This is a genomic window from Actinacidiphila rubida (assembly GCF_900110255.1).
Lineage (GTDB): Bacteria > Actinomycetota > Actinomycetes > Streptomycetales > Streptomycetaceae > Actinacidiphila > Actinacidiphila rubida.
The window spans coordinates 14,784-35,789 of sequence record NZ_FODD01000053.1; the positions used below are offsets into that span (position 1 = coordinate 14,784).

The window sequence follows — 21,006 nt, forward strand, 5'->3', positions numbered from 1 at the left end:
TCCCCCGTTCCCCCCTCAGATGCGGCACCAGGTGCCGCGTGTCACCACGCCGAGGGCGCGGGCGGCGGGACGACCGCGGGACGGTCGTCGCAGGTGATGGTGTTGGGCAGTTCCCAGGGCGCCAGCCAGGGGCCGGTGGTGCCGCCGCCGTCGTTGCCGCCGAGATCGGTCACCGCGAACTCCGAGCCCGCGGGCGTGAAGTGGAACGAGCCGCAGTTGTTGACCCCGACCGCGCCGACGTTGCGGGCGTCGACGTTCTCGAACGTCGCGCCGCCGGCGCTGCGGGCGCTGAGCACCGAGGTGCCGGTGCCGTCCACCCGGATGTCCTTGAAGTGCACGTTGGTGATGGAGTACAGGTCCTTCACCGGGAAGTCGGAGACCAGCATGATCGCGTTGTAGGTGTTGTCGAGGAAGTCGTCGCCGGTCACCTGGATGTCCGCGTCGATGTTCCGCTCCAGCGCGTAGAACCAGATCGCGCCGAGCCCGATCTTCCAGTTGAGCTCGTAGGTCCCGGCCCTGACCGTGGTGTTGCCGGTGATCCACAGGTGGCCGGTGAACGCCTGCGAGCCGAAACGGGAGCCGACCTGCAGGCCGCTGCCCTCGCGGATCGGGTCGGCGACCAGGTTGCCCGACACCGTGTTGTCGGTGCCGCCGTAGATCGCGATGCCGTTGGCGAGGACCGGTGTCTGCACGGTGTTGTGGTCGAAGGTGTCGCGGGCGTCCTCGGCCTTCTCCGACCACATCGCCAGCGCGTCGTCCCCGGTGTTGCGCAGGAAGTTGCCGGAGACCGTCGAATCGGTCACGCCGGTGTGGAAGTTGATGCCGTCGGCGATCTGGTCGACGATCGTGTTGCCGCTGATCCGCAGGTTCGACATGGGGCCGTCGAACCACATGCCGACCTTGGTGTGCTGGATGTACAGGCCCTCGACGGTGGAGTCCGACAGCGCGCCGCCGATGCCGTTGACCTGGTCGGTGTCGATCCGCTCGCGGACGTCGCCCTCGATGGCGAAGCCGGACAGGTGGACGTGCGAACTGCCGCCCGCCGAGGCGTCCTTGCCGTAGAAGCCGACTCCGGTGTGGACGCTGCCGTCGGGTGCCGGGGTGGCCAGGTCCACCTGGTGGCCCTTGATGATCGTGTACCAGTTGCCGGCGCCCTCGATGGTCACGTCGTCGACGACGATGTGCCGGTTCACCTGGTACGTGCCCGGCGGGATGTACACCTTCAGGTGCGTGCGGTGGGCGAAGGCGATGGCCCGGTCGATGGCGTCCGCGGAGTCGCGGCGGCCGGTCGGGTCGGCGCCGAACGCCAGCACGTTCGCGGCCACCAGGTCGACCTTGGGCGGCGCGACGAGCTGGGAGTCCAGCAGGTCGACGGTGGTGGTCGCGGCGCCGGCCGGCACGGTCAGCCGCACTTTCTGGCCGGCCCGGTAGGTACGGCCGAGCAGCAGCCGCTGCTCGTCGTAGAAGTGGTTGGGGCGGAACGGCTTGGCGAACACCGGGGTGGGCGTGGTGTCCTGCGGCACGCAGCCGCACTCGGTGACCCACCAGTCGGGGTGCGAGATGTCGGCGGTGGGGTCGTTGGAGAACGGATAGAGGTTGTAGAGCCAGGCGTACTGCGAGGTGAGCGTCATGGTGGTGCGGCGCCCGCCGTCGACCGTGACGGCCAGCGGCGAGGTGATGCCGCCGCCGGCCGGCGCGTCCGGGATGCTGTAGCGGACGTTGATCGCGTTGGCCGCGCTGGGCAGGGTGAACTCGACGTACTGGCCGGGCCGCAGGGTGACCGCGCTGCGGCCGGACGCCTCCGCGGGGAGGGTGTAGGCGTCCCGGCCGGGGCCGATGACCGTGCCGTCGGTGACCGCGTTCTCGGCCTCCTGCTCGGCGAAGCCGACGTCGGCGCCGCGCCCGGCGACCAGTGCCGGGTCGAGTCCGGCCCGCGTCACGACCGGGCCCGCCGCCGTGGCGGCGCCCGGGCCGGCCAGCGCGCTCCCGCCGCTCAGGACGCCGAGCCCGAGCGTGAAGGCCGTGACCGCGCCGGCCGCCCTGAGCCGCGCCGCGCCCGCCGCGGTTCTTCGCCGCGGCCGGCCGTCCTGGCCGGCCGGGCCGGTCTGGCCGCCCCGACCAAGCGCGGCACCGGTGATGCTCCGTGACATCGCAAGCTCGTTTCTGTCGGATCCCATCGAGGTGAGGCGACAGTAGGGCCCGCCCGGAGCCCCCGACAAGGTTCCTGCACGAAGATTTCGGACCTTTGGCGTTGAGCTGCACGTACTTGTGTGATTCTTGCGTCGACTGATCCGCCGATTGCAGGAGCGACGTCCCGCGAGCCCCGAGCGCGCGGAGGTCCCCGGCCTGCGGGTCGCCGTGCCGGCGGCGGGAAACCGACCGGACGGCCGGGGACGGCAGGGGGCAGGATGGCCGGTTGGGGACGAGTGCCGAACGCGACGCCGGACAGGCGGTCAACCGACCGGGTCGACGGCCGGGAAGGGGCAGAGGCATCGTGCGCGCGAACGGATCACCCACACCCGAGGACAGGACCGCACCCGCGGACAGCGGACGGCCGCGGCCACTGGCCCGGCTCCCCACGCTCCCTCTCCCCGCGCGCCTGCCGCGCCTGCTGCCGGAACTCGTCCTGCTGCCGGCCGTGAACGCGGTCTACAAGTACGGCCGCAAGGTGGCCAACGGGCACACGACGGCGGCCTATCACCACGCCGACGGCGTCTGGTCCTTCGAACGCGGCGTGCACCTGCCCAGCGAACGCTCGCTACAACAGCTGATGCTGCACTGGGAGTGGGTGATCGACGTCGCCAACTACCTCTACGCGACCGTGCACTTCCCGGCCATGGTGATCTTCCTGGCCTACATGTTCGCCCGGCACCGGGCGCACTACCTGTGGATCCGCCGGGCGATCGTCGTCCAGACGCTGCTGGCCCTGCTGGGCCATCTCCTGTTCCCGCTCGCGCCGCCGCGCCTGCTGCCGGGCGACGGGATGGTCGACACCGCCGCGGTGTACGGCCCGGCCGTCTACGGGCGGCCCGACGGCGACTCGACGGCCAACCAGTTCGCCGCGATGCCGTCCCTGCACGTCGGCTGGGCGCTGGCGATCGCCGTCGGCCTGATCGCCGCCACCCGCTCCCGCCACCGCTGGCTGTGGCTGCTGCACCCGCTGGCCACGCTGATGGTGGTGGTCGGCACGGCCAACCACTACTGGCTGGACGGGGTGGTGGGCTCGCTGCTGCTGGCCGTCGCACTCGCGGTCGTCCCGGGCCCCGATCCCGCGCACGCGCAGGCCCCCACCACGCACTGGGCCTGGCCGCTCAGGCGCGGCCCGCGCTCGGCATGAGCGCGCGCCGGGGTGCCGCCGCGAGCGGCGGCACCCCGCGGACGGGCCCGCGGACGGGCGGGCCCATGGCGGACGCCTCCGTCCCGGGCCGGTCGGCCGGCCCGGGACGAGGGCGCCGGCTGGGGGTCAGCGGGCGCCGAGCAGGTGGTCCATCGCCAGCTGGTCCAGGTGCTCGAAGGCCATGCCGCGGGCCGCGACCGCCTCGACGTCGAAGTCCTCGTACGCGCCGCGGTCGGCCAGCAGCTGCTCCAGCGTCTCGCCGTCGCCGAGGGTCGGCCGGGCCAGCTCGTCCAGGCGCGAGGCGCGCAGCGCCTCCTGCACCTCGGGGTCGGACCGGAACGCCGCGGAACGCTCCTTGAGCAGCAGGTAGTTGCGCATGCAGCCGGCCGCGGACGCCCACACGCCGCCGATGTCCTCGGTGCGCGGCGGCTTGAAGTCGAAGTGCCGCGGGCCCTCGTAGCCGGCCGACTCCAGCAGGTCCACCAGCCAGAACGCCGAGCGCAGGTCACCGGCGCCGAAGCGCAGGTCCTGGTCGTACTTGATGCCGGTCTGGCCGTTGAGGTCGATGTGGAACAGCTTGCCGTGCCACAGCGCCTGGGCGATGCCGTGCGTGAAGTTCAGCCCGGCCATCTGCTCGTGGCCGACCTCCGGGTTCACGCCGACCATGTCGGGGCGCTCGAGGGAGTTGATGAACGCCAGCGCGTGGCCGACGGTCGGCAGCAGGATGTCGCCGCGCGGCTCGTTCGGCTTGGGCTCGACGGCGAACCGCAGGTCGTAGCCCTGGGAGACGACGTAGTCGCCGAGGAGGTCGAACGCCTCCTTCATCCGGTCGAGCGCGGCCCGCACGTCCTTGGCGGCGCCGGACTCGGCGCCCTCGCGGCCGCCCCAGGCGACGTAGGTCTTGGCGCCCAGCTCGACGGCCAGGTCGATGTTGCGGATGGTCTTGCGCAGCGCGTAGCGGCGCACGTCGCGGTCGTTGGCGGTGAACGCGCCGTCCTTGAAGACCGGGTGCGTGAACAGGTTGGTGGTGGCCATCGGGACGGTCAGCCCGGTGGCGTCCAGCGCCTGCCGGAAGCGCTTGATGTGGCCCTCGCGCTCGGCGTCGGACGAGCCGAACGGGATCAGGTCGTCGTCGTGGAACGTGACGCCGTAGGCGCCCAGCTCGGCGAGGCGGGTGACCGACTCGACCGGGTCCAGCGCGGGGCGCGTGGCGTCGCCGAACGGGTCGCGGCCCTGCCAGCCGACCGTCCACAGACCGAAGGTGAACTTGTGCTCGGGGCCCGGGGTGAGGTGCTCGGGCGCGGAGGGCGTGGTGGAAGTCATGATGGTCGGCTCCTATTCGTCAGACTGTTGAACAAATTAGTATGCGAGGCCGAGGATGGGAAGTGGGCACGGCGCCCGCTTCCCCTGACTGGGCGTGGCGAAGGGATCGGTCACATGGCGGTACAGGCTTCCGGCGGCCCGGGCGGACGGGTCGTCCTGGGCGTGGACAGCTCCACGCAGTCCACGAAGGTGCTGGCGGTCGACGCCGGCACCGGCGAGGTCCTGGCCCGCGGCCAGGCCTCGCACACCGTGAGCACCGGCACGGCGCGCGAGACCGACCCCGAGGTGTGGTGGCAGGCGCTGCTCAGCGCCCTCGACCAGATCGGCGCGTACGCCGGGCGCGCCGAGGCGATCGCGGTCGGCGGGCAGCAGCACGGGCTCGTCGTGCTCGACGACGCGGGCCGGCCGGTGCGGCCGGCCCTGCTGTGGAACGACACCAGGTCCGCGCCGCAGGCCGCGGCGCTGGTCGAGAAGCACGGCGCCGCCTGGTGGGCCGAGCGGTTCGGCTCGGTGCCCGGCGCGAGCTTCACCGTCGCCAAGTGGGCGTGGCTGCGGGAGAACGAGCCGGCGGCCGCCGCCCGGGCCGCGGCGGTGCGGCTCCCGCACGACTTCCTCACCGAGCGCCTGTCCGGTGCGGCCGTCACCGATCGCGGCGACGTGTCGGGCACCGGCTGGTGGGCCTCGGACCGCGAGGAGTACGACGCGGCGCTGCTCGCCGAGGTGGGCCTCGACCCGGCGCTGCTGCCGGCCGTGCTCGGCCCCGGGCAGCAGGCCGGCGAGGTCCGCGGCGGGCTGCCGGTCCGGGCGGGCGCGCTGGTCGGCGCGGGCACCGGCGACAACGCGGCGGCCGCGCTCGGGCTCGGGCTGACGCCCGGGCGGGCCGCGCTGAGCCTGGGCACGTCCGGCACCGTCTACTCGGTGTCGCGGCGCCGGCCCGCGGACCCGACCGGCATCGTCGCCGGGTTCGCCGCGGCGGACGGCGGCTGGCTGCCGCTGGCGTGCACGCTCAACTGCACGCTGGCCGTGGACAAGGTGGCGTCGCTGCTCGGCCGCGACCGCGAGCAGGTCGAGCCGGGCGGCTCGGTGGCGTTCCTGCCGTTCCTCGACGGCGAGCGCACCCCGAACCTCCCCTACGCGTCCGGCCTCCTGACGGGCCTGCGCCACGAGACGACGGCCGGCCAGGTCCTGCAGGGCGCGTACGACGGCGCGGTGTACGCACTGCTGGCCGCGCTCGACCAGGTGCTCGCCGTCGACGGCGAGGAGGCCGAGGAGGCGCTGCTGCTCATCGGCGGCGGGGCGCGCGGGGCGGCCTGGCTGGAGACGGTGCGGCGCCTGTCGGGGCGGGCGGTGCAGGTGCCGCGGGCCGCGGAGCTCGTGGCGCTGGGTGCGGCCGTGCAGGCCGCGGTGCTGCTCACCGGGGAGTCCGCGGCGGCGATCGCGGCGCGCTGGGGCACGGCGGACGGCCCCGTCCACCCGCCCCTCCCCCGCGACGACGCTGCGCTCGCCCGTCTCTCGACGGCCCTCCCCCTCGCCGCCGCCACCCGCCCCGCGGGCAGCCCGCCCCACTAGCCGCACCCTTCGGCACCTCGCCTGCACCGGGCGAACCCCGGCACGAAGGGTGCGCCCCTCCAGGGGCGCGGGGTCCCCGAGCCTTCGGCCGGGAGGTGCCCCCAGCGCGACCAGCCACCGCGGGCCCGCGGGTCGCCACCGTCCCGAAGGGGCAGTCCGGTCCGCTCCGGACCACCGGCCGGTGGTCCGGAGACTCGCGTCGGGGCCACCCCCGGCCGGTGGCTGGGGAACCCCGCGCCCCTCGATGGCTGAGCACCGCCCGCACAGGGCGAACCCTCCGGCCCGGGGGGGCGGAATGATAGGGAAGCCTGAGAGAAGGAGGTGCCGTGGGGAACGGCAAGGGAAGCGGGCCGCAGGCCGGACTGCGACGCCGGAACATGGCCCTCGTCATGCAGGCCCTCGCCGCGGGCGAGCAGACCACCCGCGCCACCGTCGCCGCGGCCGTCGGCCTGACCAGGGCGACCGTCTCGACGCTCGTCGACGAACTGCTCGCGGCCGGCCTCCTGGAGGAGCGCGGCGCGCAGCGCCCGGGGACCGTCGGCCGCCCCGGCACCGCGCTGGCCCTGTCGGACACCGGCGCCGCCGGCCTCGGCGCCGAGATCGGTGTGGACCATCTCGCCGCGTGCGTGGTGGACCTGCGCGGCACCGTCCGGTGCCGCGTCGAGGCCCCCGCCGCGAACCGCGGCCGCCCCGCGCCCGAGGTCCTCGGCGAGCTCGCGGCGCTCGCCGCGGACGTCACCGGACAGGCCGCCGCACTGGGCCTGCGCCCCGCCGGCACGACCGTGGCCGTCCCCGGCCTGGTGGGCCGCGACCGCCGCACGGTGCTGCGCGCGCCGAACCTCGGCTGGGAGCAGGCGGAGGTCGCCGAGGCCCTCGGCCCCGGCACCGTCGTGGACAACGAGGCGAATCTCGGCGCGCTGGCCGAGCTGTGGCTCGGCGGCCACGACCGCCTCGCGGACTTCGTGCACGTCTCCGCCGAGATCGGCATCGGCGCCGCCGTCGTGGTGGAGGGCCGGCTGTTCCGCGGCGCCCGCGGCTTCGCCGGCGAGCTGGGCCACGTGCCGGTGCGCCCGGACGGGCCGCGGTGCTCGTGCGGGGCGCACGGCTGCCTGGAGACGTACGCGGGCGAGGAGGCGCTGCTGCGCGCGGCCAAGGTGTCGACGGGCCGTGTCCCGGAGCTGCGGGCCGCGGCCGCCGCGGGCGACCCCGCGGCGCTGCACGCCCTGGAGGAGGCCGGCGCCGCGCTCGGCATCGCGCTCAGCGGCGCGGTGAACCTGCTGGACCCGCAGGCCGTGGTGGTCGGCGGGCCGCTCGCGGACCTCGCGCCGTGGCTGCTGCCGGGCGTCCGCCGGGAGCTGGCGGACCGCGTCACCGACCGCCGCTGGCGCCCGCAGGACGTCGTGACGTCCAGCCTCGGCCGCGACGGTGTGCTGCGCGGCGCCGCCTACAGCGCGGTGCGGGCCGTCCTGGACGACCCGGCCGCCTGGATCATGAGCGCGGCGGACCGGGCCTGAGGCCCGGTCCGCCGCGCGGTACCCCTCACTCAGGGGCGGGAGAGGCCGCTCAGGCTCCGTACACCGCGGAACCCGCCACCCACTTCGCCCAGCTCATGTTCCAGCCGTTGAGGCCGTTGGACGGCTGGATCGTCTTGTCCGGGGAGTTCTTGACGATCACGACGTCGCCGACGAGCGAGTTGTTGTAGAACCACGCGGCGTCGGTGTTCGGGTCCTTGCCGCCCTTGGTGTCGCTCAGGCCGATGCAGCCGTGGCTGGTGTTGACCTTGCCGAAGATGGACTTGTCGCCCCAGTAGTTGCCGTGGATGAACGTGCCGGAGTTGCTCAGCCGCATGGCGTGGGGGACGTCGGGGATGTCGTACTCGCCCTTGCCGTCGCTGTCGGTGAAGCCGACGGTCGCGCCGTTCATCCGGGTCGTCTGGTCCTTCTCGGAGATGACCATCTGGCCGTCGTACGTGGTGTGGCCGTCGGCGCCCGCGGAGATGGGGAGGGTGTTGACGACCTGGCCGTCGCGGACGACCGTCATCATGTGGGTCTTGGTGTCGACCGTGGAGACCTGCGAGCGGCCGACGTCGAAGCCGACCGTCTTGTGCTGGACGCCGTAGACGCCCGGCTCGGCCTTCACGCCGGACAGGTTCAGGGTCAGCGAGACGTGCGACCCGGGCTGCCAGTAGGTCTGCGGGCGCAGGTCCAGCCGCTTGGAGTTGAACCAGTGGCCGACGACCTGCTGGCCGCTGGTGGACTGCACGGATATGCCGCGCTCCACCGAGGCCCGGTAGGCGCTGTCCACGGGCTTGTCGAAGTTGATCGAGACCGGCATGCCCACGCCGACGGTCGAGCCGTCCTCGGGCGTGAAGTAGCCGACGAAGGTGCTCGTCGCGGTGGTGGTCGCGAAGGTCGTGTCCGCGGCGGCGGCACGCCCCTGCGCGTCCGTGGCCTGCGCCGATATGTGGTACTGCGTGGCGCGCGACAGCGAGCCGGACGGCGTCCAGGTGTGGCCGTCGGCGGATATCGCGCCCGCCACGGTGGCGCCGGTGTCCTTGGCGGTCATGGTGACGTGCGTCAGCGTGCCACCGGTCACGGTCACCTTGGCGCTGTGCAGGTTGTTGCCGGTGCTGCCGTTCTTCGGCGTGATGGTGATCTTCGCGGCGGAGACGTTCTTCGCGGCGTTCGCGTCCTCGCGGATCTGGGTGTTCGCCGAGGCGGAGGCCGACGCCGAGGGGGACGCGGTCGCGGACGCGGAGCTGGGCGCGGGCGTCGCGGCAGCCTTCGCCGAGCCCCCGTGCCCGCCGCACGCGGTCAGCGCGATACCACCCCCGGCGAGCACCGCGGCAGCCACCAGAGCGCGGCGGCGGACGGCGGACTTACGGGCGGGGCGCTGATCGGGTGCGTTTCCGGAGTCGTGCGTCACTCGTGTCTCCAAGGGGGTTCGACTGGGCTTTCGGCCGGCCCATAGGGCGGCTTCGACTGCTTCGTCCTTATGCATGGAAACAGGTAACGGTCCGGATACGTACCGATCTGCCGGTTATTGTGGCCTTTAACACGTCGGTGCCGGCCGCCCTCACCGCCCCCTCCCCCACGACGTTCGCGCAGGTCAGAGAGGGTGCTGCGGCCCGCCGACGCCGACGCGTGGCGCTGCCCGCGGCCTCCTCCCCGGCGAGCCCGCCCTAGGCGCCCCCGGCACCCCCGGCACCCTCGGCACCTTCGTCGTCGGCCTCGTCGTCGTCCTCGTCGTCCCCGGCACGCTCGTCGTCCTCGTCCATCCCCCAGTCGTCGTCCTCGTCCGGGTCGTACTCGGTGTGCGCGCACGACCACGACGCCTGGACCAGCTCGATACCGGGGAGGTCGGCGACCAGCTCGGAGGGGTCGACGAGGTAGGCCAGCGCCTCGGACTCGTCGTGACCGACCGCCGACCGTGCGTGGTCGCGTTCCTGCTGCGGCATGAACGTGTCGGCCTCGATCCGGGACAGCGCGGACGCGCGCAGTTCCTCGGCGGCCGTCACCTCCAGCACGAGTTCTGCCTGCAGGCGTACGTAGCGGGGACCGCTCTCGCCGCGGGGAATCTCAGTAGCGCTCATGACACGGAGGGTAAGCGGACGGAGCGCGGCTTCCCACGAGCCACACCCAGTCACTACGATCGGCCCACGGTCAAGTCACCGCACCCTCCCCCCGGGTTGGCGCCCGGGAGGTGTCCCCAGGGAGAACCTTTGACCTCGCCTCGCCCTTATGTCGCCGCGGCCGCCGCATCCGTGCTCGCCGCGCTGTACTTCGTGCCGTCCGCGTCGGCCACGCCGCACCATGCCGCGGCGTCGACGGCCGTCGGCACCAGCGCGCACGCCGGCGCCCCCGCCTCGCACGCGACCCCCCGGCTCGATCTCGCCGACACCGGCGCGGTCGACACCAAGCCGTACCTGATCGGCGGGTCGGCCTTCCTGGTCGTCGGCGCCGGGCTGGTCCTGAACGCCGGACGCCGCTCGCGCGCCGCGCTCTGACGCCACACGCCGGCGCGACGCCCTGACGCCACGTCAGGACGTGGCGTCAGAGCGTGGCGTCAGGGCGCGCGGCGGTGGCCCTAGGCCAGTGGGCCGGTGACCGTCTCGGCGGCGCGCACGAGCCCGCCGTCACGGACGAAGGCGCAGGCCGCCTCCAGGTCGGGCGACAGGAACCGGTCGCGGCCGGGCCCGTGCACGCCCGCTTCCCGGACGGCGGCCACGACGGCCGCGGACGCGGGCGCGAGCCGCAGCTCGGTGCCGGTCGTCCTGATCTCCAGCGCGCGGGTGGCCGCGAACAGCTCGACGGCGATGACGCGCGCGAGGGCGTCCACCGCGGCCCGCAGCTTGCGGGCGGCCGACCAGCCCATCGAGACGTGGTCCTCCTGCATCGCCGACGACGGGATCGAGTCGACGGACGCCGGCACCGCGAGCCGCTTCATCTCGCTGACCAGGGCGGCCTGTGTGTACTGGGCGATCATCAGCCCGGAGTCCACGCCCGGGTCGTCGGCCAGGAACGGCGGCAGGCCGTGCGAGCGGTTCTTGTCGAGCAGGCGGTCGGTGCGGCGCTCGGCGATGGACGCCAGGTCCGCCGCGGCGATCGCCAGGAAGTCCAGCACGTAGCCGACGGGCGCGCCGTGGAAGTTGCCGTTGGACTCCACCCGGCCGCCGCCGGCGCCGTCGATCAGCACGACGGGGTTGTCGATCGCGGCGGCGAGCTCCCGCTCGGCGACGAGGCGGGCGTGTGCGAGGGTGTCGCGCCCGGCACCGGCCACCTGCGGCGCGCAGCGCACCGAGTAGGCGTCCTGCACGCGCGGCGCGTCGTCCTGGTGATGGCCCGTCAGGCCGGAGCCGGCCAGCACGCGGAGCATGTTGTCGGCGCTCGCGGCCTGGCCCGGGTGCGGGCGGATCGCGTGCAGCTCGGGCGCGAGCACCTTCTCGGTGCCGAGCAGCGCCTCCAGCGACAGGGCGGCGGTGATGTCGGCGGAGGTGAACAGCGCGGCGAGGTCCGCGCAGGCCATCACCAGCATGCCGAGCATGCCGTCGGTGCCGTTGATGAGGGCCAGGCCCTCCTTCTCCCGCAGCTCGACGGGCGCGATGCCGTGCTCGGCGAGGAGCTCGGCGACCGGGCGGACGGTGCCGTCCGGGCCCTCCGCCTCGCCCTCGCCCATCAGCACCAGGGCGCAGTGGGCGAGCGGCGCGAGGTCGCCGGAGCAGCCCAGCGAGCCGTACTCGTGGACGACGGGCGTGATGCCGGCGTTGAGCAGCGCGGCCATCGTCTCCGCGACGACGGGGCGGACACCGGTCCGCCCCGAGGCCAGGGTCTTCATCCGCAGGAACATCAGGCCGCGGACGACCTCCCGCTCCACTCGCGGGCCCATGCCGGCGGCGTGCGAGCGGACCAGGCTGCGCTGGAGCTGGGCACGCAGCTCCGGGCTGATGTGGCGCACGGCGAGCGCGCCGAAACCGGTGGAGACGCCGTACACCGGCTCGGGCTTGGCCGCGAGGGCGTCGATGACGGCGCGGGACTCGGCGATGCCGGCGAGGGCGGACTCGCCCAGCTCGACTCGGGCGTTGTGCCGGGCCACGGCGAGGACGTCCTCCGCGGTGGCGCCATCGGCGCCGACCACCACGTTCTGCATATCCATATTCACGCACCCTAAGCACTGAATCCCTCCCTGTCACCCCACCCCCGGCAGCGCCCGCCGACGAGCTGGCCTGGCCTGCCCTGCGCGGGCGAAGCGTCGCCCCGTGCGCGCGGGGGGGTGCGGGTTGTCCGACGTCCTCCTCGCCGCGCTCCTGGCCGTCGCCCCGTGCGCGCGGGGGGGGCGGCTTCCGGGGGCGCGGGTCTCCGGACGTCGTCCGGGAGGTGCACCCTGCGCGGCAAGTGCGGCGACGCCTCGGGCGCCTGCCGCCCGGAGGGGCCGTTCGGTCCGTCGGACACAACCGGTCGGTGGCGGGGTGCTCGCGCCGGGCACGCTTACGGCCGAAGCCCGGCGGGCTCGCCCCCTGCCGGCCCAGCTCCGCCCGCACAGGGCGAATCCCGGACCAGGAACGAGCCCCGCAGGTGCGGCCCCGCGGGTGCGGCCCCGCGGCCGCAGCCGGCCGGCCCCCGCCGAAAGGCGAAACCGCGGTCCGGGCAGGGCGGCCCGCCGGGAAGGCGAACCCGGGCCCACGCCGGACGAACCCCTCGCCGGGAAGGCCGAACCGCAGCCTGCGCGGGGCGGAACCCCGCCGGGAAGGCGAACCCCCCGTCGGGAAGCCGACCCCCGTCCCACGCGGGACGAACCCCTCGCCAGGAAGGCCGGACCGCAGCCTGCGCGGGGCGGAACCCCACCGGGCAGCCGAACCCCTCGCCGGGAAGGCCGAACCGCAACCTGCGCGCGGCGGAACCCCACCGGGCAGGCGAACCCCTCGCCAGGAAGGCCGAACCGCAGCCCGCGCGCGGCGGAACCCGCCGGGAAGGCGAACCCCCCGCCCACGCCGGGTGAGGCCCCTCCCCGGAGGGGACCGTCAGGGGTGGTGGCCGCGGAGGCTGCGGCGCTCGGACGCGGGGTGGGCGGGGGGCGAGTCCGCCAGCCGCACGACCGGGTCGTCGGGCCCCTCCTGACCCGCCACCACGGGATGCTCCGCGCGGAGGGCCTTCGCCCGGTACTGCGCCGCGTCCGCCAGCCGGAACAACCGCCGGGCCGACCGCACCGCCCCGATCGTCCCGCCGGTCGAGGCGACACCGCACGCGACGCCCTCCCCGACCTCCAGCTCCGCCGCCCGCAGGCACAACTCGTCCGCCGCGGCGACCACGTCCGCCGGGTCCACCCCCACCGCGACGATGCAGAACTCGTCGCCGCCGAGCCGCGCGGCCAGACTTCCCGGCAGCATCGCCCCGCACAGCGACAGCAGCGAGCCGAATCGTTCCAGCAGACGGTCCCCGACGGCGTGCCCCAGGCGGTCGTTGACGGTCTTGAGCCCGTTGAGGTCGCACACGACGAGGCTGACGACCGTGCCGTCGGCCCGGTGCCGTTCCAGCGCCTCGTCCAGCCGCGCGTCGACCGCGCGGCGGTTGCCGAGCCCGGTCAGCGGGTCCGTGAACGCCAGCCGCTGCACCTCGGCGAGCCGCTCGGTCTGTGCGATGCCGGACGCGATGAGCGCGGCCAGCACCGTCGCGAAGTCCGCGTCCTTGCGGCCGAACGCGGGCTCGCCGATGCCGCGGGCCACGTACAGCTCGCCCCACGCGCGGCCGTGCACCACGATCGGCGCCACCACGCAGCTGCCGCGGCCGCGCCGGCGCAGCGCCGCGGTGCGGCCCCAGCTGCTGCCCGGCGCGGTGCCGGTACTGGTGCCGGTGCCGGTGCCGTCCGCGGTCTCCACCCAGGCGTGCGGTTCGCCGCCCGCGGCCCACGTGCCGTGCAGGATCTCGGCGATCTCCGGGAAGTCGTGCACGGAGTAGGACTCGTCGGCCGGCTCCGGCTCCTCGCCGGGCGCCAGGTCGCCGTCGTTGACGAGCACCCGCAGCCGCCCGGTCTCCCGCTCCCACGCGGAGATCGCGGTGAACGAGGCGTCCAGTGCCAGCCGGGCGCGGCGCGCGGCGGCGCGCACCGCGGCACGGGGACTCTGCGCCGTCGCCAGGACCTGCGCGAACTCGACGACGGCCCGGAGCCGCAGATCGGCTGAATCGTCAACCATCTGTCCAGGCTAGGGACGTCCGCCCCGGTATGGGCAGGTGACGTCACGGTGGCTGGGCCGAACGGACCTGTCCGAAGACCGGCCGGAGCCGGCGCGGGCTACTCCCCGGGCCAGTCGGGCGAGCGCTTCTCGTTGAAGGCGGCCACGCCTTCCGCGCGGTCGCCGGAGAAGGCGACGCTGCGCCAGGCCGCGTCCTCGACCTCCAGGCCGGCCCGCAGGTCGAGGCCGTGCCCCAGCCGCAGCGCGCGTTTGGCGGCGCGCAGGCCGACCGGGGAGTTGGCCGCGATGCGGCCGGCCAGCGCGAGGGCCTCGGTGCGCGCCTCGCCGGCCGGCACCAGCTGGTCGACCAGGCCGAGCCGGGCCGCCTCCTCGCCGGGCAGGCGGCGCGCGGTGAAGATCAGCTCCGCGGCGCGGGCGGCGCCGACGCGGCGCGGCAGCAGCTGCGTGCCGCCGCCGCCCGGGATGACGCCGACGGAGACCTCGGGCAGGCCGACGACGGCGGTCTCGTCGGCCACGATCAGGTCGCAGGCGAGGGCGAGTTCGAAGCCGCCGCCGAGGGCGAAGCCGTGCACGGCGGCGACGGTGGGCATGGGCAGGTCGAGGACGCCGGTGTAGGCGGCCCGCGCGTGCGGGCGCTGACGCACGAGTTCGGCGTCCGTCAGCGAGTTGCGTTCCTTGAGGTCGGCACCGACGCAGAACGCACGGTCGTGCGTGGAGGTCAGGACGGTCACGCTGACCGTGGCGTCGTCCGCCAGGGCCGCGCACGCCTGGGAGAGGGCCTCGGCCATCGCGCTGGACACGGCGTTCATGGCCTTCGGCCGGTCCAGGACGAGTTCGGCCACGCGGGGGGCGTGGCGGCGCACCACCACGAACTCGCCGAACCGCTCTTCGTCAGCCATGCGGGCCTCCTCGGTTAACGCGCGTTATCGCGTGCCGCCATCCTCGCACGGCCCTCGACCACGCCGGGGCGGGCCTGTGGACAACCCGGCGAACCCCGCGCCGGAGCAAGGCGAACCGCCGCCGGCACGGGGCGAACCCCCGTGCCGGGCAGGGCGAACCAGCCCCGCGCGGGGGCGGGGCCCTCAGGTGGGGCGGCGGGAGAGGAGCCAGGGTTCGACGACACCGAGGCCGCGGACCGGCCGCCGCCACATCGGCTGCAGCGCGAAGCGGTACTTCTCCGCGGCCCCGGCGTCCACCTCCGCCTCGGAGATCGGCGCCTCGCCGGCCTCACCGAGCGCCTCCGCGAAGTCGCCGTCGACGAGGACGGCGTCGCGTGGCGCTATGGACGTGAGGCGGGACGCCAGGTTCACCGTCGTACCGAACACGTCGCCCATCCGGGTGGTGACCGTGCCGAACGCCATCCCGACGCGCAGCGCCGGCATCGTCTCGTCGCCGATCATCGTCTCGATCAGCCGCATGCCGATCTCCGCGGCCGTGCCGGGGTCGTCCGCGACGAACAGCACCTCGTCGCCGAGGGTCTTGATCAGCCGCCCGCCGTACGCGGCGACCTGGTCCGCGGCCGTGGTCTCGAACGCCTCGACGAGCTCGCCGAGTTCCTCCTCCTCCAGGCGGCGGGTGAGCCGCGTGAAGCCCACCAGATCGGCGAAGCCGACGGCGAGCCGCCGGTCCACGGCCTCTTCGTCGTCGGACTGGACGACCCTGCTGGTGGCGGCGGCGACCTGGCGGCGCCACACGTAGATGAGGAACTCCTCCAGCTCCGGCAGCAGCAGCTCGACCAGCGGGTAGGCCACCTCGGCGCGCGTCATCCCGGGCTCGGGCGGCTCGGTCAGGCCCTCCAGGAAGGAGTCCGTCTGCCAGTCGGCCAGCCGGGCGGTGGTCTGCCCGGTGGAGCGGGCCACCTGGATCGCCATGGACTCGCTCAGCAGGCCCGCCTCGACGAGTCCGGCGAGCCGCCGCAGCGCCAGCACGTCCGCCTCGGTGAGCGCCTTGGCCTGGCCGATGTCGGCGAAGCCCATGGCGCGCCAGAAGCGCGACGCGAGGTCCATCGACACGCCGGCCGTGCGGGCGGCCTGGAAGGGCGTGTAGCGGCGGGGCGCGCCGAGGATGAGCTGTTCGAGCCGCAGGGCGAGGGGGTGCTCGCCGCCCTCACCCGCCGCGTCGGAGCCGTACTCCGCACCCGCGTCGGCATCGTCGTCCGCGGGATCGTCGCCGTGCGGTTCCGGGGCGGTGCCCGGATCCGGGAGGAACGGCTCGTCCGGCTGGGCCTGGTCCACGTTTACCGTCCAGCCCCTGAAGAGTCCCTGCGCACAGCCCTTCCGATCATCGAGACGACGCAGCCCCTCAACGATACGGCAGGTGTGCCCTAGCTCACTCTCGTCCGGCCGCGGCGGCTCACCGGGACGGCCGGAGGTGGACCACGTCGCCCGCGCCGACCGGCTGCTCGCCGTCGGGTCCGGCGATCACCAGCCGCCCGTCGGCGTCGACGCCGACCGCGGTGCCGGCGAGCTCCCGGCCGCCGGGCAGTTCGGCCCGCACCTGGCGGCCGAGGGTCGCGCAGCCGGCGGCGTAGGTCTGGTCGAGCCGGGAGGCGGTCGCGTCGCCGTCGGCGGCGCGCCAGGCGGAGTACCAGTCCGACAGGGAGCGCAGCACGGCGCGCAGCAGCGGGTCGCGGTCGGTGCCCTGGGCGCCGGCCAGGGCCAGCGAGGAGGCGGTGGGGACGGGCAGTTCGTCGGCGCGCAGCGAGACGTTGACGCCGATGCCGACGACGACGGCGGTGTCCCCGGCGCGCTCGGCGAGGATGCCGCCGGTCTTGCGCTCCTCGCCGTCGACGGTGACCAGCAGGTCGTTCGGCCACTTGAGTGCCGTGTCGACGCCCGCGGTGCGCGAGAGCGCGGTCGCGGTGGCGACTCCGGCGAGCAGCGGCAGCCAGCCCCATCGGTGGACCGGCACGGGGGCCTGCCCGCCGCGGGGTTCACCCGGTCGGAGCAGCACGGAGAAGAACAGCCCGGAGCGGGCCGGGGCGGTCCAGACGCGGTCCAGCCGGCCCCGTCCCGCGGTCTGCTCCTCGGCGACCAGCACGGTGCCCTCGGGGGCCCCCTGCTGGGCTTTCGCGGTCAGGTCGGCGTTGGTGGAGCCGGTGTCCTGGACCACGTCGAGCACCGTCCACACCCCGTCCCGCTCGACCACCGCCCGGCGGAGCGCGGCGGCGTTGAGCGGCGGGCGGTCGAGGTCGGACCAGCGGCTTGACGTCATGGCCCCACCCTACGAGCGGGCGCCGGAGTGTGGTGTACGACGCAGTGCCGGCTGCCCAGCGTCGCCACTACGCTACGGAACACAGCGTTACTCGCCAGTTAACGAGTCCGATTGACGAGTCTGACGACCGAGCCGGATACAGCGCCGAGAGCAGGAGAGCCGTCCCCCATGGCCGACCCTGAGTACGACATCCACACGACCGCGGGGAAGCTCGCCGACCTGCGCCGTCGTATCGACGAGGCGACCCACGCGGGTTCGGTCCGCGCGGTGGAGAAGCAGCATGCCAAGGGCAAGCTGACCGCGCGTGAGCGCATCGAACTGCTGCTGGACGAAGGGTCGTTCACCGAGCTGGACGAACTCGCCCGGCACCGTTCCACGAACTTCGGCCTGGAGGCCAACCGCCCCTACGGGGACGGCGTGGTGACCGGGTACGGCACCGTCGACGGCCGGCCGGTCGCCGTGTTCTCGCAGGACTTCACGGTCTTCGGCGGGGCGCTGGGCGAGGTGTTCGGCGAGAAGATCGTCAAGGTGATGGACTTCGCGCTGAAGACCGGCTGCCCGGTCATCGGCATCAACGACTCCGGCGGCGCCCGTATCCAGGAGGGCGTCACCTCGCTGGGCATGTACGGCGAGATCTTCCGCCGCAACACCCATGCCTCGGGAGTGATTCCGCAGATCAGCCTGATCATGGGCCCGTGCGCGGGCGGTGCGGTGTACTCGCCGGCGATCACCGACTTCGTGGTGATGGTCGACCGCACCTCGCACATGTTCATCACCGGTCCCGACGTCATCAAGACGGTGACCGGCGAGGACGTCGGCATGGAGGAGCTGGGCGGCGCCCGGACCCACAACACCACGTCCGGCAACGCCCATCACCTGTCGGGCGACGAGAAGGACGCGTTCGAGTTCGTCAAGGCGCTGCTGTCCTACCTGCCGAGCAACAACCTGGAGGAGGCGCCGTCGTACGCCGCCGAGGCGGACCTGGCGGTGTCCCCCGAGGATCTCGAACTCGACACGCTGATCCCGGACTCGGCGAACCAGCCGTACGACATGCACCGGGTCGTCGAACACGTGCTGGACGACGGGGAGTTCCTGGAGACGCAGTCGCTGTTCGCGCCGAACATCCTGACCGGCTTCGGCCGGATCGAGGGCCGGCCGGTGGGCGTGGTCGCCAACCAGCCGCTGCAGTTCGCGGGGTGCCTGGACATCAACGCCTCGGAGAAGGCGGCGCGCTTCGTGCGCACCTGCGACAGCTTCAACATCCCGGTGGTCACGTTCGTCGACGTGCCCGGGTTCCTGCCCGGCACGAGCCAGGAGTGGGACGGCATCATCCGGCGCGGCGCGAAGCTGATCTACGCCTACGCCGAGGCGACCGTCCCGCTGATCACGATCATCACCCGCAAGGCGTACGGCGGCGCGTACGACGTGATGGGGTCCAAGCACCTGGGCGCGGACCTCAACCTGGCCTGGCCGACGGCCCAGATCGCGGTGATGGGCGCGCAGGGCGCGGTCAACATCCTGCACCGCCGCACGATCGCCGCGGCGGACGGCCCCGAGCAGGCCGACGAGCTGCGCCAGCAGCTGATCACCGACTACGAGGACGCGCTGCTCAACCCGTACGTCGCGGCCGAACGCGGGTACGTGGACGCGGTCATCGCGCCGTCGCAGACCCGCGCGCAGCTGGTGAAGGCGCTGCGGACGCTGCGCAACAAGCGGGAGAGCCTGCCGCCGAAGAAGCACGGCAACATCCCGCTGTAGGGCCGGCGGCCGTGGCCCCGCCCGGCCGGGCGGGGCCACGGCCGCCGGCAGCACACGACAGGCAGGCGACCGGGCGCGCCCGGCCGGAGAGGAGCGTTCCCGTGATGATCAAGGTGGAGCGGGGCAGGCCGACCCCGGAGGAGCTCGCGGCCGTCGTGGCCCTCGTCCAGGCCCGGGCCGCGGCGGCGCAGCCGCCCGCCGACGGCCCGGTGCGCAGGCGGGTGTGGGCCGATCCGGCGCGCAACGTGCCGCGGCCGGTGCCGGCGCCCGGAGCGGGCGCCTGGCGGACGTCGGCCTGGCCGGCCTGACCGCCGCCCCCTGCGAGACCGTCCCGCACGAGGCCGTCCCCCGCGCGGCCGTCCCCCACGGGCGCGGACCTCACGGGCGCGGACCTCACGCACACCGGCACCTGGAACACCGGCCCCACGCGCCCCGGTACCAACGACCGCGGACATGAGCCGGGTTGGGGTCCCTCCGGTGTGCCGCCGCGGGTCAGCTGTGACGGGAGGGACGGGGTTCGGCTTCTGAGTACGCGTACTCAGGCGCCGGCCTCCAGGGCGCGCGACGCTGGGTTCATGCTGTGGTCGGACGATCAACGCGACGAGCCCCCCGAGGAGATGCGCCGGGCACAGGCGATGCTGCGCCGCGCGATGCTGCTGGTGGCGCTGGCGGCGGCCGTGGTGATGGCGGTGAGCGCCTGGCGGTCGTGAGGCGTGAGCGCGCCGCCGCGAGGCGATGCACGCGCGCTCGCGCGGCGGTGCACGGGCCGTCCTGGGGCGATGCACGCGAGGTCGTGGACCCTTGGGCGCGCCGTCGCGGGACGGCGCGCCCGCGGTCGCGCCACGGTGCGGGCCCGGTGGTGGTCGCGAGGGCCCGCCGCGGACCGTGCCGTGCGATCCCTACGATGGCCGCATGACCGACACCCCGCGCCGCACGCTCGTCCTCGCCTCCGCCTCCCCCGCCCGCCTCGGGCTGCTCAAGCAGGCCGGGTTCGACCCCCGGGTGATCGTCTCCGGGGTCGACGAGCACGCGATCAGCGCGCCGGCACCGGCCGAACTCGCCCGCGTGCTCGCCGAGGCGAAAGCCCAGGCGGTGGCCGGCGGCGGGCTGCTGGACGGCGGCGAACTGGTGGTCGGCTGCGACTCGGTGCTCGAACTCGACGGCCGGGCGCTGGGCAAGCCGGTGGACGCGACCGACGCGACGGCCCGCTGGCGGCAGATGCGCGGCCGCAGCGGCGTGCTGCAGACCGGCCACTGCGTGATCGACACGGCCTCAGGGCGCCGGGTGTCCGCGACCGCGTCCACCACCGTGCGCTTCGGGTCGCCCGACGACGAGGAGATCGCCGCCTACGTGGCGACCGGTGAACCGCTGCACGTGGCGGGCGCGTTCACCCTCGACGGCCGCTCCGCGCCGTTCGTGGACGGCATCGACGGCGACGCGGGCAACGTCATCGGCCTGTCCCTGCCGCTGCTGCGCTCGCTGCTGGCGGAGCTGGGCGTGCGGATCACGGAACTGTGGGGATGACCGCCCCGCTCGGGACGGCGGCCGGAACGGCGTCCTCGGGCGCGTAGATCAGCAGGGTGCCGACCAGCAGTCCGAGGATGACCATCATGCCGACGAAGGCGGCCCAGCCGACGAGGCCGATGACGACCGCGCCGACGACGCCGTGCACCACCGCGCAGACGATGAGCACGATGCGGCCCAGGCGCCCGGCCATCCGGTCGCGCAGCGCGATCCGCAGGGCGAGGGCGGCGCACACCACGAGGAACAGGCCGAACAGCCCGCCGGCCACCCAGGAGCCGACCGCCATGGAGGTGTGCGAGATGCCGCCCATGGACATCTCCTGCTTCTGGACGATCAGCCCGAGAAGCCAGTTGAGGAAGGCGATCGCGAGCCCCTCGACGACGAGCACGACCGCGGTGGCGGCGGCCATCCCCCTGCGGACGGATATCCCACTGCTCACGCCTGCCCCCTTCGGCCGATCCCGGTGCGGCCGTCTGGGCCGTTACCCTCGGTACTCCTGTCTCGGCAGGCTACTCACCGGTACTCAGGGCGGCAAGAGGTCCTGCGGAACCACTCGTTCGGGAACTCCCAGGCGCAAAGTTTCCGCCGTGTCTTC

General features: G+C 74.2%; 18 protein-coding genes. 8 read left to right on the forward strand and 10 right to left on the reverse strand.

The genetic code is table 11. From position 1 onward, the window contains the following. Window positions 1-41 precede the first annotated feature (41 nt). Entirely contained in the window at window positions 42-2,150 is a 2,109-nt protein-coding gene (locus BMW99_RS34385; RefSeq protein ID WP_079176283.1) for a glycosyl hydrolase family 28-related protein, read from the reverse strand. A 344-nt stretch (window positions 2,151-2,494) separates the two neighbouring features. Here BMW99_RS34385 and BMW99_RS34390 point away from each other — a divergent pair, with 344 nt between their 5' ends. Beyond that, the gene (locus BMW99_RS34390) at window positions 2,495-3,337 is read left to right on the forward strand and encodes a phosphatase PAP2 family protein (RefSeq protein ID WP_069467278.1); all 843 of its coding nucleotides are present in this window, start codon (window positions 2,495-2,497) and stop codon (window positions 3,335-3,337) included. 126 nt (window positions 3,338-3,463) lie between these two features. On the opposite strand, the gene xylA is transcribed toward BMW99_RS34390, so the two are convergent. Continuing rightward, on the reverse strand, window positions 3,464-4,660 hold the full coding sequence (gene xylA / locus BMW99_RS34395; RefSeq protein ID WP_069467279.1) for a xylose isomerase: 1,197 nt from the start codon (window positions 4,658-4,660) through the stop codon (window positions 3,464-3,466). A 114-nt stretch (window positions 4,661-4,774) separates the two neighbouring features. On the opposite strand from xylA, the gene xylB reads away from it, so the two are divergent. Together xylB and BMW99_RS34405 are read left to right on the forward strand one after the other, a co-directional pair. Next, the gene (gene xylB / locus BMW99_RS34400; protein WP_075018170.1) at window positions 4,775-6,229 is read left to right on the forward strand and encodes a xylulokinase; all 1,455 of its coding nucleotides are present in this window, start codon (window positions 4,775-4,777) and stop codon (window positions 6,227-6,229) included. Between the two features lie 389 nt (window positions 6,230-6,618). After that, window positions 6,619-7,743, forward strand: coding sequence for an ROK family transcriptional regulator (locus BMW99_RS34405; RefSeq protein WP_075018182.1), 1,125 nt, complete (start codon window positions 6,619-6,621; stop codon window positions 7,741-7,743). Window positions 7,744-7,792: 49 nt separating this feature from the next. On the opposite strand, the gene BMW99_RS34410 is transcribed toward BMW99_RS34405, so the two are convergent. Continuing rightward, window positions 7,793-9,154 carry a L,D-transpeptidase gene (locus BMW99_RS34410; protein ID WP_069467326.1) on the reverse strand — a complete coding sequence of 454 codons (1,362 nt, stop codon included), beginning with the start codon at window positions 9,152-9,154 and terminating at the stop codon, window positions 7,793-7,795. A 256-nt stretch (window positions 9,155-9,410) separates the two neighbouring features. Beyond that, on the reverse strand, window positions 9,411-9,821 hold the full coding sequence (locus tag BMW99_RS34415; RefSeq protein WP_075018171.1) for a hypothetical protein: 411 nt from the start codon (window positions 9,819-9,821) through the stop codon (window positions 9,411-9,413). A 129-nt stretch (window positions 9,822-9,950) separates the two neighbouring features. Between BMW99_RS34415 and BMW99_RS34420 the strand changes: the two genes are divergently transcribed. Next, window positions 9,951-10,235: a hypothetical protein gene (locus BMW99_RS34420; protein ID WP_075018172.1), complete on the forward strand. Its 285-nt coding sequence runs from the start codon at window positions 9,951-9,953 to the stop codon at window positions 10,233-10,235. Window positions 10,236-10,315: 80 nt separating this feature from the next. Here BMW99_RS34420 and hutH read toward each other — a convergent pair whose 3' ends face one another. From hutH to BMW99_RS34445, 5 genes are all read right to left on the reverse strand, one after another. Then, on the reverse strand, window positions 10,316-11,875 hold the full coding sequence (hutH, locus tag BMW99_RS34425) for a histidine ammonia-lyase (protein ID WP_177226137.1): 1,560 nt from the start codon (window positions 11,873-11,875) through the stop codon (window positions 10,316-10,318). Between the two features lie 871 nt (window positions 11,876-12,746). Beyond that, window positions 12,747-13,916, reverse strand: a complete 1,170-nt coding sequence (locus tag BMW99_RS34430; protein ID WP_069467723.1) for a GGDEF domain-containing protein — start codon at window positions 13,914-13,916, stop codon at window positions 12,747-12,749. 98 nt (window positions 13,917-14,014) lie between these two features. Further along, complete coding sequence (locus BMW99_RS34435) at window positions 14,015-14,815, reverse strand: enoyl-CoA hydratase/isomerase family protein (RefSeq protein ID WP_075018174.1); 801 nt, start codon at window positions 14,813-14,815, stop codon at window positions 14,015-14,017. Between the two features lie 183 nt (window positions 14,816-14,998). Continuing rightward, complete coding sequence (locus BMW99_RS34440) at window positions 14,999-16,150, reverse strand: adenylate/guanylate cyclase domain-containing protein (RefSeq protein WP_245791747.1); 1,152 nt, start codon at window positions 16,148-16,150, stop codon at window positions 14,999-15,001. Window positions 16,151-16,268: 118 nt separating this feature from the next. Next, window positions 16,269-17,129 (reverse strand): biotin--[acetyl-CoA-carboxylase] ligase, encoded by an 861-nt coding sequence (locus BMW99_RS34445; protein ID WP_069465801.1) that lies wholly within the window; start codon window positions 17,127-17,129, stop codon window positions 16,269-16,271. A 168-nt stretch (window positions 17,130-17,297) separates the two neighbouring features. Here BMW99_RS34445 and BMW99_RS34450 point away from each other — a divergent pair, with 168 nt between their 5' ends. The 4 genes from BMW99_RS34450 to BMW99_RS34465 all read left to right on the forward strand — a co-directional run bounded on the left by BMW99_RS34450 (window position 17,298) and on the right by BMW99_RS34465 (window position 20,411). Continuing rightward, window positions 17,298-18,887 carry an acyl-CoA carboxylase subunit beta gene (locus BMW99_RS34450; RefSeq protein ID WP_069465802.1) on the forward strand — a complete coding sequence of 530 codons (1,590 nt, stop codon included), beginning with the start codon at window positions 17,298-17,300 and terminating at the stop codon, window positions 18,885-18,887. Window positions 18,888-18,991: 104 nt separating this feature from the next. Further along, window positions 18,992-19,195 carry an acyl-CoA carboxylase epsilon subunit gene (locus BMW99_RS34455; RefSeq protein WP_075018175.1) on the forward strand — a complete coding sequence of 68 codons (204 nt, stop codon included), beginning with the start codon at window positions 18,992-18,994 and terminating at the stop codon, window positions 19,193-19,195. Window positions 19,196-19,462: 267 nt separating this feature from the next. Next, entirely contained in the window at window positions 19,463-19,597 is a 135-nt protein-coding gene (gene mmpB, locus BMW99_RS42790; protein WP_265737215.1) for a morphogenic membrane protein MmpB, read from the forward strand. Between the two features lie 202 nt (window positions 19,598-19,799). Continuing rightward, entirely contained in the window at window positions 19,800-20,411 is a 612-nt protein-coding gene (locus BMW99_RS34465; RefSeq protein WP_075018177.1) for a nucleoside triphosphate pyrophosphatase, read from the forward strand. Here the strand turns inward: BMW99_RS34465 and BMW99_RS34470 are convergent. Then, window positions 20,392-20,850, reverse strand: coding sequence for a hypothetical protein (locus BMW99_RS34470; protein WP_245791748.1), 459 nt, complete (start codon window positions 20,848-20,850; stop codon window positions 20,392-20,394). The genes BMW99_RS34465 and BMW99_RS34470 overlap by 20 nt on opposite strands. Window positions 20,851-21,006: the final 156 nt, after the last annotated feature.

What these genes read in the sequence shown, in the direction of transcription:
- BMW99_RS34385 (WP_079176283.1), bottom strand. Translation starts at nt 2,150, where the DNA reads ATGTCACGGAGCATCACCGGTGCCGCGCTTGGTCGGGGCGGCCAGACC.
- xylA (WP_069467279.1), bottom strand. Translation starts at nt 4,660, where the DNA reads ATGACTTCCACCACGCCCTCCGCGCCCGAGCACCTCACCCCGGGCCCC.
- xylB (WP_075018170.1), top strand. Translation starts at nt 4,775, where the DNA reads ATGGCGGTACAGGCTTCCGGCGGCCCGGGCGGACGGGTCGTCCTGGGC.
- BMW99_RS34405 (WP_075018182.1), top strand. Translation starts at nt 6,619, where the DNA reads ATGCAGGCCCTCGCCGCGGGCGAGCAGACCACCCGCGCCACCGTCGCC.
- BMW99_RS34415 (WP_075018171.1), bottom strand. Translation starts at nt 9,821, where the DNA reads ATGAGCGCTACTGAGATTCCCCGCGGCGAGAGCGGTCCCCGCTACGTA.
- hutH (WP_177226137.1), bottom strand. Translation starts at nt 11,875, where the DNA reads ATGCAGAACGTGGTGGTCGGCGCCGATGGCGCCACCGCGGAGGACGTC.
- BMW99_RS34430 (WP_069467723.1), bottom strand. Translation starts at nt 13,916, where the DNA reads ATGGTTGACGATTCAGCCGATCTGCGGCTCCGGGCCGTCGTCGAGTTC.
- BMW99_RS34435 (WP_075018174.1), bottom strand. Translation starts at nt 14,815, where the DNA reads ATGGCTGACGAAGAGCGGTTCGGCGAGTTCGTGGTGGTGCGCCGCCAC.
- BMW99_RS34445 (WP_069465801.1), bottom strand. Translation starts at nt 17,129, where the DNA reads ATGACGTCAAGCCGCTGGTCCGACCTCGACCGCCCGCCGCTCAACGCC.
- BMW99_RS34450 (WP_069465802.1), top strand. Translation starts at nt 17,298, where the DNA reads ATGGCCGACCCTGAGTACGACATCCACACGACCGCGGGGAAGCTCGCC.
- BMW99_RS34455 (WP_075018175.1), top strand. Translation starts at nt 18,992, where the DNA reads ATGATCAAGGTGGAGCGGGGCAGGCCGACCCCGGAGGAGCTCGCGGCC.
- mmpB (WP_265737215.1), top strand. Translation starts at nt 19,463, where the DNA reads ATGCTGTGGTCGGACGATCAACGCGACGAGCCCCCCGAGGAGATGCGC.
- BMW99_RS34465 (WP_075018177.1), top strand. Translation starts at nt 19,800, where the DNA reads ATGACCGACACCCCGCGCCGCACGCTCGTCCTCGCCTCCGCCTCCCCC.